At 31.6% G+C, this 13,847-nt stretch carries 11 protein-coding genes; 7 read left to right on the top strand and 4 right to left on the bottom strand.

Going from position 1 to position 13,847, the window contains the following annotated elements; translation table 11 throughout:
• The first annotated feature begins 97 nt into the window (after positions 1 to 97).
• The 5 genes from J2772_RS19050 (at position 98) to J2772_RS19030 (ending at position 8,044) form a co-directional block, all read left to right on the top strand.
• Complete coding sequence (locus J2772_RS19050; RefSeq protein ID WP_209919504.1) at positions 98 to 259, top strand: hypothetical protein; 162 nt, start codon at positions 98 to 100, stop codon at positions 257 to 259.
• Between the two features lie 9 nt (positions 260 to 268).
• Entirely contained in the window at positions 269 to 2,512 is a 2,244-nt protein-coding gene (locus J2772_RS19045) for a CocE/NonD family hydrolase (protein ID WP_209919502.1), read from the top strand.
• Positions 2,513 to 2,815: 303 nt separating this feature from the next.
• Positions 2,816 to 4,993, top strand: coding sequence for a prolyl oligopeptidase family serine peptidase (locus tag J2772_RS19040; protein ID WP_209919500.1), 2,178 nt, complete (start codon positions 2,816 to 2,818; stop codon positions 4,991 to 4,993).
• Positions 4,994 to 7,201, top strand: a complete 2,208-nt coding sequence (locus J2772_RS19035; protein ID WP_209919498.1) for a lantibiotic dehydratase family protein — start codon at positions 4,994 to 4,996, stop codon at positions 7,199 to 7,201.
• A 6-nt stretch (positions 7,202 to 7,207) separates the two neighbouring features.
• Positions 7,208 to 8,044: a thiopeptide-type bacteriocin biosynthesis protein gene (locus J2772_RS19030; RefSeq protein WP_245365274.1), complete on the top strand. Its 837-nt coding sequence runs from the start codon at positions 7,208 to 7,210 to the stop codon at positions 8,042 to 8,044.
• A gap of 507 nt (positions 8,045 to 8,551) precedes the next feature.
• Here J2772_RS19030 and J2772_RS19025 read toward each other — a convergent pair.
• The 4 genes from J2772_RS19025 to J2772_RS19010 form a co-directional block, all read right to left on the bottom strand.
• Positions 8,552 to 9,508 (bottom strand): DUF3810 domain-containing protein, encoded by a 957-nt coding sequence (locus J2772_RS19025; RefSeq protein WP_317194518.1) that lies wholly within the window; start codon positions 9,506 to 9,508, stop codon positions 8,552 to 8,554.
• Positions 9,509 to 9,602: 94 nt separating this feature from the next.
• A complete protein-coding gene (locus J2772_RS19020; protein ID WP_209919494.1) occupies positions 9,603 to 11,048 on the bottom strand; it encodes an MFS transporter in 1,446 nt (481 codons plus the stop codon).
• A gap of 39 nt (positions 11,049 to 11,087) precedes the next feature.
• Positions 11,088 to 11,816 (bottom strand): lysophospholipid acyltransferase family protein, encoded by a 729-nt coding sequence (locus J2772_RS19015; protein WP_209919492.1) that lies wholly within the window; start codon positions 11,814 to 11,816, stop codon positions 11,088 to 11,090.
• Between the two features lie 3 nt (positions 11,817 to 11,819).
• Positions 11,820 to 12,278, bottom strand: coding sequence for a GtrA family protein (locus J2772_RS19010; protein ID WP_209919490.1), 459 nt, complete (start codon positions 12,276 to 12,278; stop codon positions 11,820 to 11,822).
• A 365-nt stretch (positions 12,279 to 12,643) separates the two neighbouring features.
• On the opposite strand from J2772_RS19010, the gene J2772_RS19005 reads away from it, so the two are divergent.
• Together J2772_RS19005 and J2772_RS19000 are read left to right on the top strand one after the other, a co-directional pair.
• On the top strand, positions 12,644 to 12,907 hold the full coding sequence (locus tag J2772_RS19005; protein ID WP_045492657.1) for a hypothetical protein: 264 nt from the start codon (positions 12,644 to 12,646) through the stop codon (positions 12,905 to 12,907).
• 84 nt (positions 12,908 to 12,991) lie between these two features.
• Positions 12,992 to 13,843: a BadF/BadG/BcrA/BcrD ATPase family protein gene (locus J2772_RS19000; RefSeq protein WP_209919488.1), complete on the top strand. Its 852-nt coding sequence runs from the start codon at positions 12,992 to 12,994 to the stop codon at positions 13,841 to 13,843.
• The last annotated feature ends 4 nt before the right edge of the window (positions 13,844 to 13,847 follow it).

Here is a 13,847-nt window from a genome sequence, read left to right as displayed (position 1 = left end):
ATTTTGTATAAGAAATTGATCAATTTCGATATCATTGTTTTTGATGAACGAAACAAAGCTATTTAATTTGTAATCTTAAATATAAATTTTAATACAAATGAAAAAACAACAAAAAACAGAAAAAAAAATGTCATTAAAAAAATTACAGTTGGTTAAAATTACAAATGGTTTGAATTCTATTAAAGGGGGAAGTGCTGCTCATGTAGGAGATGATAATCAAACAATTGTAGAACAGACGCTTGGTGGTAATAACGGATAACCTTTTTGAATGAAAAAAATCTTCTTTATATATTTTATCTTTTGTTTGCAGTTTGTTTTGTGCCAAAAAATAAACTTAAAACAAATTGATATTAAAGACGTGTCAAATACAGAAAATATTGTAAAATATTTAGCCAATCAACTTAAAGATAGATATATCGAAAAAAAAGATAAGGGTATTTATTATGATGATCTTTTCAGAATAAATATTATTAATGAAAATTATAATTTATCACTTTTACAGCTAGACTCTTTTAGAAATATTACAATGATAAATAATTCTATAGCAGCTAGCGCAATGGGAAGTCAATTTGAAATTTATATTAATACTGTTAAACGAGCGCCTAATAAGAATAATTTTGATAAAATATATGAAGAAGAATTCAAAAAAAAGTATGAAAAGTTACCTTTAAAATCAAAAATTATTCTATCCCAATATTTTATTTATGATCCAATATCCTTAAAAAGAGATATTAATGAAATAATTACGAATAATATAAAACAGGATAGTATTGACATGTCAGATGCTATAAAATTATGTAGAAAATACAATATATATGATGTAGGAAATAAAACATTCAAATTAGGAGCACAGTTACTAAAAAATTTAGAAAAAGAGGTATTTACAATATATGATAGTATAAAAGTTACTACAAAAGACAATGGAATTCTTACATTAAGTGTTGTATTAAATAATAAAGCTCCAAAACCTCAAAGCACAATACTTATAAATACAATATATTCAGATCCAAAAAATATTAATGATGCTAAGAAGTTAGCTTCGGATAATTATATTGGAGTCATTTTAAATACTAGAGGAAAATATTTAAGCAATAATAGGATAGAACCTTTTGAACATGAAGTTGAAGATATCAATGAAGCGATCAATTGGATTATAAAGCAGCCTTGGAGTAACGGAAAAGTTGGAATGATTGGTGGAAGCTACTTAGGATTCAGTCAATGGGCAGCTACAAAAAAACTCCATCCGGCGTTAAAAACGATAATACCACAGGCTGCGGTAGGAATAGGTACAGAAGATTTTCCTATGAATAATAATATATTTACATCTTATGCCATACGTTGGTTAAATTATGTAGTGAATTCAAAAATGACTGATTATGCAGATTTTAGTGATGTGAAAAAATGGAACTCCACATACAAACAATGGTATATCACTGGGAAGCCATTTAGACAACTTGATTCTATAAGTGGAAAATCTAATATCATTTTCCAAAGATGGCTTAATCATCCAAGCTTTGACAGTTACTGGAAAAATATGATTCCTTATAAAAAAGATTTTTCTAAAATTAATATTCCAATATTAACTATTACAGGATATTTTGATGCAGACCAATTGGGTGCATTATATTATCTCAAAAATCATTATAAATACAATACAAGTGCTGATCACTATCTAATAATTGGCCCTTATGATCATTCTGGTGCACAAGGATATATAAAGAGCGAACTAAAAGGATATACAATTGATTCTGTTGCAAATATAGATTTTAATAAGATTTGGATTGAATGGTTTGATTATATTTTAAAAGATGGTAAAAAACCTTCTTTCTTGAAGAATAAGATTAATTATCAGGTTATGGGTACTAATCAATGGAAAAATGTAAATTCAGTAGAAAACCTTAATAAAAATAAATTAAAATTTTATTTGGAAAATAATGGTTTATTATCAGATGTAAAAATAAACGCTAAAAGTTTTTCATCACTAAAAGTAGATCTCAAAGACAGATCTGATGTGGATGAATTATTAAATTTAAAGAATGATGTAGTTGAAAATAAAATATACACTAAGAATAGTCTAATATTCACAACTAGCACATTTGATAAATCTTTTGAATTTTCAGGTAATTTTTCTGGAAAATTTAGATTTTCAATCAATAAAAAGGACGTAGATGTTTATGTATATTTATATGAGCTCATGCCCAACGGAAAATATTTTTTATTATCAACTTATTTAGAAAGGGCTAGTTATAATAAAAATAATGAAAAACGAAATTTACTTACCCCTAATAAAAAGGAAACAATATCAATATCAAATAATAAATTTATAAGTAAAAAAGTAGAAAAAGGGAGCAAGCTTGTTGCAGTAGTTGGTCTAGTGAAAAGTCCATATTATCAGATAAATTATGGTACGGGGAAAGACGTAAGTGATGAAACTATTCTTGATGGAAAAGAACCACTGGAAATTAAATTTTATAATGATAGTTATATAGATGTTCCTGTTATTCAGGAATAGTTAATCAAAAAAAACACCAATTCTAGATTCAATTAAAGGAGGCAACGGTGAGAATAATAGTTTTAACGAAGAAGAAACCATCCTGATTACCAGTTGCCAAAAGAAAACACAAAAAAGTAATGCCTTGTTTTCCTGATCAGTTTTTGACGAATATGTTGTATATATTCCTTTATTTTGTAAATAGAATATAGTTAATCAATTAGTGATATGAAAGTAATTAATAGGGAGATGCAATTAGACGGTTATACCGACTCACTATTAAACCTAAAATATAAAATGGTGGACTGAAAATGAATTTGTAAAATGAAAATAAAAATATTTGTTATTATCTGTTTATTATCTATTCTCATTAACGCTCAAAAAACAAATTTAGCTCCCTCAAAACCTGTTACTGATAGGTATTTTGAAACTAATATTGTTGATGAATACAGAAATCTGGAAAATGTAGAAGATGTTCAAACTCTTAATTGGATGAAGTCCCAGACTGCTTACACCAATTCTGTTCTTGATCTGATTCCTAAAAAGAATTATTATTTAGAGAAAAGACTGGAGATTGATAAAAGGCAAGGTAATTCTGTATCTAATTTAAAAATATCAGGTAGTAATAAATATTTCTATTTAAAGAAAAACGGGGATGAAAAAGTAGATAAATTGTATTATCGGGATGGATTTTCTGGTAAGGAAAAATTGCTTTATGATCCCGCTAATTATAAAAGTTCAGAACTCAATCATAATTTTGTTATCAATTATATAAGTCCAAGTTGGGACGGTAGTAAAATTGCTATTTCAATGTCTGAAAAAGGAAATGAATTGGCAGATGTAATTATTATGGATGTTAAAACAAAATATATTCATCCTGAAATTATTACTAATGGTGCTCCTGCTTCCTTTGATGGAATAAGATGGACAGATGATAACAGTGGTTTTTTCTATGTGGCATTTTCAGTGACAGATTCTAAGTCTAAAAATTTCTATAGAAATACTCGGACCGTTTTATATAAAATAGGTACAAACCCTAATTCTATTCGTGAGGTTTTTTCTGCCAAAAATAACCCTAATCTAAATATAACTGAGGATCAGTTTCCTATGATTTTGAACTTTGACTTAGATCAGGATTATTATCTAGGAATGGTAGTAGATTATCAAACTTACAGAAAAACATATATCATTAAGAAAAAAGATTTATTGGAAGGTAAGAACAATTGGAAGGCTTTATCTGATCCAAGTGATAAAGCAAAGAATTTAGACATACGAAAAGACCAGATTATCTTTCTATCAAGCTATAATTCCCCTTTTGTTAAGCTTTGTAAAACCAATATTAATAACCCTGATTTCAAAAATGCAGAGGTTTTAGTCCCTGAAAAGAAGGATGAAATCATTAAAAGTTATCGAGTAACCAAAGATGGTATTTATTATACTACTACCCGAAATGGAGTAGAAGCTAAATTATATTTATATAAAGATGGAAAAGATAATCCTATCCAAATTCCTTATCCATCTGGAAACATTGGATTAGAAAATAAAGGTGAAAAGTTTTCTGATATATGGATAACATGTTCTGGTTGGGCAAATGATGAACAACGTTTTAGCTATGATGTAAAAACAAATACTTTCAAACCAGAGAATCTTGCTCCTGTTGCAGGATATCCTGAATTTAAAAATATTGTAGTTAAAGAAATTACTATAAAAGCAAGGGATGGTGAAGAAGTTCCAGTTTCCTTAATTTATAATAAAGACATCATAAGAAATAGCCAAAACCCACTATTAATTGACAGCTATGGATCTTATGGAATATCCAGTACTCCTTTTTTTGCAAAAACTTATTTATTATGGGTAAATGAAGGAGGTATGGTTGCTATTGCCCATGTAAGAGGAGGAAGTGAAAAAGGAGAGCAATGGCGTTTAGCAGGCTTTAAAGGAACAAAACCTAATACATGGAGGGATTTAATAGACTGTACAGAATATTTAATCAATGAAAAATATACCTCAAAAGAGAAAGTGGCTATTTGGGGAGCCAGTGCTGGAGGAATTACTGTAGGCCGGGCAATGACTGAAAGACCTGATCTTTTTAAAGCTGTTATTGCGGAAGTAGGAGCATTGAATATGGTTAGAGATGAAGCAGCAGTTAATAGCCAGCCAAAAGAATTCGGTTCTGTAAAAGATCCTGAAGAATTTAAAGGGTTGTTAGAGATGGACGCTTATCATCATATTAAGAAAGGGACAAAATACCCTGCTACTTTTATCACTGCAGGAATGAATGATCAGAGAGTAACTCCATGGATGCCTACAAAATTTGCAGCTAAATTAATAGCAGATAATACTTCTGATAGTCCCATCCTATTGAAAATTGATTTTGAAGGAGGGCATGCTGGTAATGTACCCATAGCACAACGATATGCTAACATCGGAGATATGTTTGAATTTGCATTATGGCAATTAGGACATCCTGACTATCAACCCAAGACAGAAATAAAAAAGTAAATGTCTCGTTTTCCCTATCAATTTTTCGATGAATATATTGTTCGTACTCCTTTATTTTCAAGCAAAAAATTTCTTGAAGTAATAAATAAAGACGAAATTTCAGATGAAGAATTAAAAAATAAATTTGCTGATCATTCAGAATTTCTGGAAGCCATTTATTTGGCTTCACCTGATTTGCACGAGGAAATTACCAGATGGCTTCACGCAGAAAAATCACTTTCACAAAAAGAACACCAAAAATTAAAACATACTTTATTAAAATATTATAGCCGAATGAGTACCCGTTGTACTCCATTCGGCTTATTTTCTGGAGTTGGGCTGGGAAAATTTAATGAAGATTATAAAAATAGAGCATCACATGAAGATAATTTATACGCAGACTATTTAGTTAGGGATACGAAATTGGATATGTATTTTCTGGTATCTCTGGTTCAATACTTTGTAAAAACGCTGGAAATAAGAAATAAGCTTTTATTTTATCCTAATAATACGATTTATAGAGTAGGAACAAAAATCCGATATATAGAATATCAATATTTAGGTGGGAAAAGGGATTATATTATCTCATCGGCCCCGCTTTCTGATGAATTACAAGATGTATTACAATTTTCAAAACAAGGAAAGACGATACATGAACTTACAGAGATTCTGATTACGGAAGAAATAACCCAAGAAGATGCATCAGAATTTATAGATGAGCTAATCGATAATCAGGTTCTCACAAGCGAAATTGAGCCTAATGTTTCAGGAAGAGACTTTTTAGATACTATAATTTCTGTTTTACAAAGACTTAAAGTAAATGAAGCCAATATTTTAATTTCTATAAAAAATAAACTGGATAAATTAGATCAAAATATTGGTAATTCCATTTCAAACTATGCTGACATCGAGAAACTCATTGCATCTTTTGAGATAGAATATGAGCAAAAATATTTGTTTCAAACCGACTTATATCATAAAGATAAAGCTTCCTTATCTCCCTATTGGAAAAAAGAGCTTAAAACAGCCTTTAGCTTTTTGAATAAAATAACTTTACCTTCAAAAGATATCCGTTTAGAAAAATTTAAAAAGGACTTTAATGTACGATTTGAAGGTCAGGAACTACCCTTGCAGTATGTTCTTGATTCCGAAATCGGTCTTGGTTACAAGCAAAGTACCTCAGTAAGGGGAATTCATCCTTATTTAGATGACTTAATACTTCCAAATTCTGAAAAAAATAACAATCTAAGTATTGAACTTAACCCGGTTCAAAAGGTTCTTAATGATAAATTACAGGATGCATTATTAGAAAACCAGTATAAAATAGAGTTATCGGATGATGATTTTGAAGGATTAGATGAGAAATGGGACGATCTACCCGATACGATTTCTTTTATGACGGAGATTATTTCAGACAATGGTAAAGAAAAATTATTCTTAAATGGGTGTACAGGAAGTAGTGCAGCAACACTATTAGGGAGATTTTGTTCTGAGAAATCTGAAATCCATAAGTTAACAAAAACTATTGCTGATAAAGAACAAACACTGAATCCCGAGTGCATTTTAGCAGAAGTGATTCACTTGCCTGAAGCAAGAATAGGGAATGTGGTTAGAAGGCCTACAATAAGACCTTACGAAATTCCTTATATGGCGCAGTCTGTTGTGCCGGAAGAAAGTCAAATAGCTGTGGATGATCTTCATATCTCACTGAAAAATAATAGAATTGTTTTACGATCTAAAAGGCTTAATAAAGAAATACGACCTTATTTGACGAATGCCCATAATTATTTTCATAATACCCTGCCGGTTTATCACTTTCTTTCTGACCTTTATTCCCGGGAAATAAGAAATGGATTACATTTTAATTGGGGTGGGCTAAAAGATATTTACAAGTTTTTTCCAAGAGTAGAATATAAAAATATCGTCTTTTCAAAAGCTTCCTGGAAGATCTTTGATAAAGATATTGCTTTTTTAGAAGAGTTAATCTTAGACAAAGATTGCTTTTTGTCTGGATTGGAAAACTGGAGAATTAAAAGAAAAATTCCTGCATGGATACAATGGGTAGAATCGGATAATACTTTAACACTGAACCTTGAAAATTATGATATGGCCATGCTTTTTATTCACACCATTAAAAAGAAAAAAACAATCATGATAGAAGAGTTCTTGTTTAATGAGAATGACAGTTTTAAGCATGAATTTGTTTTTCCAATGTATAAATTAAAATAAATATTGATGAAAAGAAAGTTTATTCCGGGAAGCGAGTGGTTGTATGTTAAAATTTATACAGGAGTAAAAACAGCGGATATTATTTTGGAGGAAGCTATAATACCTTTATTGCAGCAACTTCGGGAGGAAAGCTTAATAAAAAAATGGTTTTTTATCCGGTATAATGATCCGCGGGTTCATCTTCGGCTCCGTTTTGAACTTTCAGACCTTAAGCATTTTACTAAGGTTCTTTCATTAGTAAATGCTTATTTGCAGGAATATAGAGATTCCGGGGAAATATCGGAATTTATAATAGACATTTATCAGCGGGAAATTGAGCGGTATGGAGAAGCAACTATGGAAGTTGCTGAGTTTTTATTTTGGAAGAGCAGCGAGAGTATACTTGATGACTACCTTCATTTTGATGATGAAGAAAAGATAATGGTAACGCTTTTTTATGTTGATAAAACATTAGAATATTTAGATGTTTCACTCCATGAAAGATTAGATTGGATAAAAGATAATAATATTGCTTTCAAACAGGAGTTCAATGCAGATAAAAAGCTGAACAATCAGTTAGATAAAAAATATAGAACATTTATTATTAATTATCTGGAGTTTGTTGAGTCAGAGGATTATATTCCGTTCAGGGCTGCTATTCTAGATAATATTCAAGAATCTAAAGAAGTCCTGCAACACATAAAACATGATTCAACTTCTATTCAGAGCTTTTTTTCCAGTGTGTTTCATATGCATATCAATAGAATGTTTGTTTCAAATCAACGACTGTTTGAAATGATTATTTATGATTATTTGTTCAGATACTATAAGACACTTGTTTTTAAAAGTAGCGGAACTCTATAGTATTGGTAAATTCTACTGTATCATCTCAATCCATATACCATTATTTGAATGATTATTTTTGATTCAAACTAAATTTCAATCTCTTATAAAAGTACCTTTAAAATTTTGTGAACCATAAGGAGTGGAATAGTAGAGATATTTTAAATTTTTAGAAGAATAACTCTAATTTTGCTCTTGTTTAAAATACAAGATAAATGGAATATTTTATGTTTAAACAAACATTTGATTTTGTATATTTTTCGCAGTTTAAGTATAATTTGTTTATTATTTTAATAGTATATGCGAGGCTTGATTGTGATTCATATTAATGTGTGTCAAACTCAAAAAAACTTAAAAAATCATAAAGTTTTCATAAAGTTTAAAAAAAGGAAAGAAATGTTTTTGTATTTATGAAATATGTCGTACTTTTACATCGCCTTGAATGAGGGAACAAGTCAAGGTAATAAATTTTTTTTCATCATTTGTGTTTTTAGAATCGTATCGCCTGATACGATTCTTTTTTTATGTCTATTTTTCGTAGTTGAGAAGGAGGTCTATAAAATAGGAATAAGTCACTGAACCCTCCTGTTGATTGCTCTTCAGGAACAGATTATTAGTGAACCCAAAGAAGTTATCCAGCCAGCCCTGATGTCTGAATGCGAATCTTTTTTCATAAGCACGATCTCTTTTCATTCCGGGAGAATAATTTCGGATAACAGATTTTACAAATTCAGGATCTTCTTCAACAATATATCGTAAAAGACTTTTTAAGGTAAAATATTCGGTGCTGTATCGTAAGTCTTGATTACTGGAATGAATTCCCATTAGATACCCAATAAAATTAGCCTCTTGTTCTCTGGCAAAACCAAGCTGATGAGAACTTTCATGAGCTGTTGTAAAAGGGATGTAGGTGTGTGGTAATTCTGCGTTATATTGTGCTTCTGCCGTAAAAGGATTGTAGTATCCCAATATGCCGGTAAAGTTCATTACTTTTTTAAATAAGCTAGGTTTAATAGCAAGAACCTGAGTCGCCTTTTTATCCGAAATATAGTGTGGAAGTTGGGCTTGTTGGAATAGGATTTCCTGTTGCACAGCTTTCAGATTAGTAACAATGAAGATACCATTATGGTCTTCATGTACTGATGCACGGGTGAGTTTACATTTTTCCAGATACTGTAAGGCTAGTTTCTTCGCTTTACTTATTTCAGGAGCATCCTGTCTGGAGAGTTTTTTAATGATTGGAGTCTGGAAATACAACATTCCCCAGAATATCTGATAGGTAAAGTAAAAGATGTTTCCAATAATGAGGATTCTTAATAGGGAAGTATTCCTGCTTTTCTTCTTGCATAAAGCAATAAGGCTGTATAAAAGAACAATTCCCAGTAATAGATAGATAATGTCTCCTACTGAAAAAGGAAGCCAGCTAAAGGCCGTCTGATGAAGTTTTTTCTGGAGTTCAAAGAATTTCTCAAAAAAAGAAATCATCAGTAAGGATTTTGAGAAACCATAAAACAAAAGAAATTGGGCAAGTAATACACCTGCCCAATTTCTCTTCTTTTTATATATTGTCTTTGGTATATTAATGACCATTGCCTTTAGAAATTTTATCCAGATCAATGCCTTGGGCTTTCAGGATGCCGCTCACACGGATCGCATAGAATGCAAGATAAGCAAAACAAATAACCCCTACGATATAACTGAAGTGAATATTCGTAATATCTGCGATATATCCTTGTATCATACTCACAATTCCTCCTCCCATGATCATCATAATAAGGAATCCAGAGCCCTGATTAGTGTGTTTTCCAAGTCCGTTGATTGCCAGTGCAAAGATACATGGCCATAAAGTAGAACAGAAAAGCCCTACGCTGGTAAATGCATATACAGATACCATTCCGGTAGTAAACATACCAATTAGCAGTGCCGCAATTCCTGCTACAGAGAAAATTAAAAGCATTCTTGCCGGGTTTCCCTTGCTTAAGATATCACAGATGATCATTGCAATAATGATGAATCCATATACATAGAACGGGGAAAGATCATGGTTCGCAATAGCATTTACAAATAAAAATACACCGAACGCCAAATAAGGAGCTAAGAATCTCAAGATCTTTTTGAAACCGGCAGTCACGTCAAATGCTTCTACAGCACCTGTCCAACGGCCAATCATTAATGATGCCCAGTATAATGAAATATAAGGAGCTACTTCTTTTGTTTCAAATCCCAGATTTTTTTCCATATAAGCAGGAAGGTTACTTGCTGTAGAGACTTCAACCCCTACATAAACAAAGATAGCAATCATTCCCATTACCAATTGAGGATACTGGAATACGGAAGTTCTATGTTCTCCCAGGGTTGTGTCGTCAGTATTCTCGGTGTTCGTTGGCGTTACCGCAGGAAGCGAAGAAAATTTAAGCATTAAAGCTACAAGAACAAAAGCTGCCCCTAATATAAGATAAGGGATTTTCACACTTTCTACACTCGCTTCCGTATTAGCTGCACTAGCAGATCCAAAAATGGCAAATGAAACAATAAGAGGTCCAATAGTAGTCCCTAAGTTATTGACACCTCCCGCCAGTGTTAATCTTTGTGATCCTGTTTCTGTAGGACCTACCTCAATAGCTAAAGGGTTGGCAACAATCTGCTGAAGAGAAAATCCTAAACCTACAATAAATAATCCTGAGATCATTAATGGGAAAGAATGCATATTGGCAGCAGGGTAAAACAGCAGGGTTCCCAATGCAGAAATCAAAAGTCCTACAATAAGGCCGTTTTTATACCCTATTTTGTTGATCAAATCCTGTTTCAGGCTCTTTGATATAATCATATAAATTAAAGAACCTACAGTGTACGCTACATAAAAGCATATCTGGACCAGCATACTTTCTGTTTGAGATAAATTGAAGGCTTTTTGAAAAACTGGGATCAGAATATCATTACTGGCTGCTACAAATCCCCAAAAGAAGAATACAGTAACCAACGGAATGAATTGAGCCCAATTGGTTTGTTTAGAATAATTTGACATATTTATTATAGATTTCGCAAACAAATATAACTAATTCTTTTAAATAGAATGCTCCATCAAGGTTTTTTTAATCACTTGGTAAGCTTCTGATTTTAAGGTTTTTGGAGAATCAGTAGGTTCTATAATTCCATTGAAATAGACTTTTACTCTTCCTGGATAGCCTTTAGAACTGTCAAAAGGAAACATTTCCTTAAGCCCGATAAAGGTATAAACAGCAATAGGAGAGTTGTGTTTTGAGGATAGCATAAATGCACCGTCTTTAAAATCATCCAGAATAATAGAGGTATCATCCGGAACACCACCTTCAGGGAAAATGGCAATACTGTTACCTTCCTCCATTTTTTCAGCACATCTGCGGTATACATCAGCACGGCTTTTAGCACTTGTTCTGTCTACCATTACACATATCCTTTGATAAATGGTTCCGAAAATAGGAATCTTAACCAGTTCCTTTTTTCCTACAAAACAAATCGGGTGGTGCGGAAAAAGAATGCAGGTGAGCATGATGTCCATAATCGAAGTATGGTTCGAGATGAAAACATACTCTTTAGTTTTGTCCTTTTCCTGTTCAGAAAGCTTGATGAGATCATATCGGAAACCCATACCGTAAAACATGCCAAAACACCAAAAACGGACGAATTTATAAGCGTATTTATAATGCTTTTTACTAAAAGATAAAATATAAACGGGGATCCCAAGAGTGGTTGTTAGAACAAATGCTAATAACAAGAGCCAGAATCTCCAGAGATAATTTAAAATTTTTGCCACAGTTTAACCGTTAAAAATTACTTTCTTTTTTACCGAATAATTAAGAATGGAAACCAGCAGGATTGCTGCAATCTTGCTTATCATTTCCGGACTCAAGGTATAAAAAATTAAATTGATATTATCTTTAAAGATGAAACTGTAAAATATCTGGAAGAAGCCAAGGCTTAATAAAGTGGAGATGAATGAAACTCCCATGAAATAAGCAAACTCCCTTTTCTTAGAGTGTTTTCCTCTTTCAAAAACAAACCAGATGCTCAGGAAATAGTTGCTGATAATTCCGCAGCTGGTAGAAAAAATGTTGCTTAAAGGATAATGTATACCATGAAAGTTAGTTTCTTGAGCAAAGAAGTGAGGCAGGTAAGTACTGAATATTTTGAAGCTGCCAATCTCAACAATAGCACTTAGTCCTCCGGCAATAATGAAGAACAAAACCTGTTTCTGGCGTATGAGTATTTCTTTCATTTAATTAATATAAAAAACTGAAAATATATCTTTTATTGTATTGGAAACTAGAATGTTTTATAAGAGAAACAATCAGTTGTCCTTGCAATCCTATGTATTCATAATGCTTTTCAATTATTTCAAATCAGGATTCTTTACAATATGAATATGCAAATTTATAACTATATGTTAAACACTGAAAAAAGTTGTTAAAATATTTTTTTAAATAAAAATTATTTCTAATTTTAATAACCGGAATGATGTTACTATAACCTGATAATAAATTCATTTTCAAATTCTTGTGATAATGGTTTTTCCTATCTTGTAATGCGCAGTTGAAAGCATACTACTCTAATTTTTTATGACCAATTGATAATAATATTTGTATGAAACGTCAAAACAAATACAGAAAATTCCAGCTTCAACAGAAAAATATTGAAGCACTGGAAAAAGAAAACTCCCGCTTCAAACGAGTGTATTCTGAATATGAAAATATGTCCAATGAACTTTGGAATCTTGAAAACTCCAATGGTGAACCTGTCCCTGATGATTTCATTAATGCTATGGTGCTGCAGGCATCCTATCTTGAAGATGAAATTGAAGACTGGCTTCTGCAATTCAATGAAAAGAAAACTAAGATTCAACATTAATGATTTTAGACAGCTTCCAGATTGTTTTAAAGGCTAATTGAAGATAAATTCATAATTTAGCACCCTTAAATTAAAATCTAAAATATGGTTGCTATTGTAGATAGTGGTTCTACTAAATCGGATTGGGTAATTCTTGATGACTTCAAAAAGGTTTTTCTTAAAACTGAAACCATCGGATTCAATCCAAATTTTATCAACAGAGAACTTATCACTCCTGAAATTCAGAAGAACAGCAACCTGATGTTGGTAAAGAATTCAATCACTAAAGTCTTTTTTTATGGCTCAGGATGTGGCGTGGAAAAAAACCGCGAAATCATAGAAGCTGAGATAAAAAAAGTATTTGGAAAAGCTGAAATTATTGTTAAAGAAGATCTCATGGCTGCTGCCTATGCTGCCTATAAAGGAAAACCTGCAATTGTTTGTATTTTAGGTACAGGATCAAACTCATGTTATTTTGATGGAGAAAATCTTAAGATTGAATTACCGTCACTTGGATTTCTGATAGGAGACGAGGGTAGTGGTAGTGCAATCGGAAAGCAGTTAGTGCGCAGATATTTCATGAAAAAACTTCCTGCAGATCTTCATAATGAATTTGAGGCAGATTATAACCTTACCATAGAAGATGCATTGAAAAATATGTATCATGCTCCAAGACCAAATGCTTATTTGGCTGATTTCAATAAATTTGTTGTCGAAAGAAAAGATCACCCTTATTTTATGAATATGGTTTCCGAAGAGATGAAAAGTTTCTTCGAATATCAGGTGATGCCTTATCAGGAAGCTTATAATGCTGAAATCAATTTTATTGGCTCCATAGCTTATTATTATGAAAATATTTTACGCGCTGTAGCTGAAGAACTTAATTTAAATGTGGGACATGTAGTTCAGAAACCAATTGAAAGCTTAGTAGATTACCACATTAAATATATACTCTAACAAA

Origin of the sequence: Chryseobacterium jejuense (assembly GCF_017877355.1) — a bacterium.
Lineage (GTDB): Bacteria > Bacteroidota > Bacteroidia > Flavobacteriales > Weeksellaceae > Chryseobacterium > Chryseobacterium jejuense_A.
Note: the sequence above shows the minus strand (reverse complement) of the source record. Positions and strands in the feature narration are given on the sequence as shown.

Bases quoted from the DNA above. Each gene is read 5' to 3' on its own strand.
- J2772_RS19035 (WP_209919498.1), top strand. From the start codon at position 4,994: ATGTCTCGTTTTCCCTATCAATTTTTCGATGAATATATTGTTCGTACT.
- J2772_RS19020 (WP_209919494.1), bottom strand. From the start codon at position 11,048: ATGTCAAATTATTCTAAACAAACCAATTGGGCTCAATTCATTCCGTTG.
- J2772_RS19010 (WP_209919490.1), bottom strand. From the start codon at position 12,278: ATGAAAGAAATACTCATACGCCAGAAACAGGTTTTGTTCTTCATTATT.
- J2772_RS19045 (WP_209919502.1), top strand. From the start codon at position 269: ATGAAAAAAATCTTCTTTATATATTTTATCTTTTGTTTGCAGTTTGTT.
- J2772_RS19025 (WP_317194518.1), bottom strand. From the start codon at position 9,508: ATGATTTCTTTTTTTGAGAAATTCTTTGAACTCCAGAAAAAACTTCAT.
- J2772_RS19030 (WP_245365274.1), top strand. From the start codon at position 7,208: ATGAAAAGAAAGTTTATTCCGGGAAGCGAGTGGTTGTATGTTAAAATT.
- J2772_RS19050 (WP_209919504.1), top strand. From the start codon at position 98: ATGAAAAAACAACAAAAAACAGAAAAAAAAATGTCATTAAAAAAATTA.
- J2772_RS19040 (WP_209919500.1), top strand. From the start codon at position 2,816: ATGAAAATAAAAATATTTGTTATTATCTGTTTATTATCTATTCTCATT.
- J2772_RS19005 (WP_045492657.1), top strand. From the start codon at position 12,644: ATGAAACGTCAAAACAAATACAGAAAATTCCAGCTTCAACAGAAAAAT.
- J2772_RS19000 (WP_209919488.1), top strand. From the start codon at position 12,992: ATGGTTGCTATTGTAGATAGTGGTTCTACTAAATCGGATTGGGTAATT.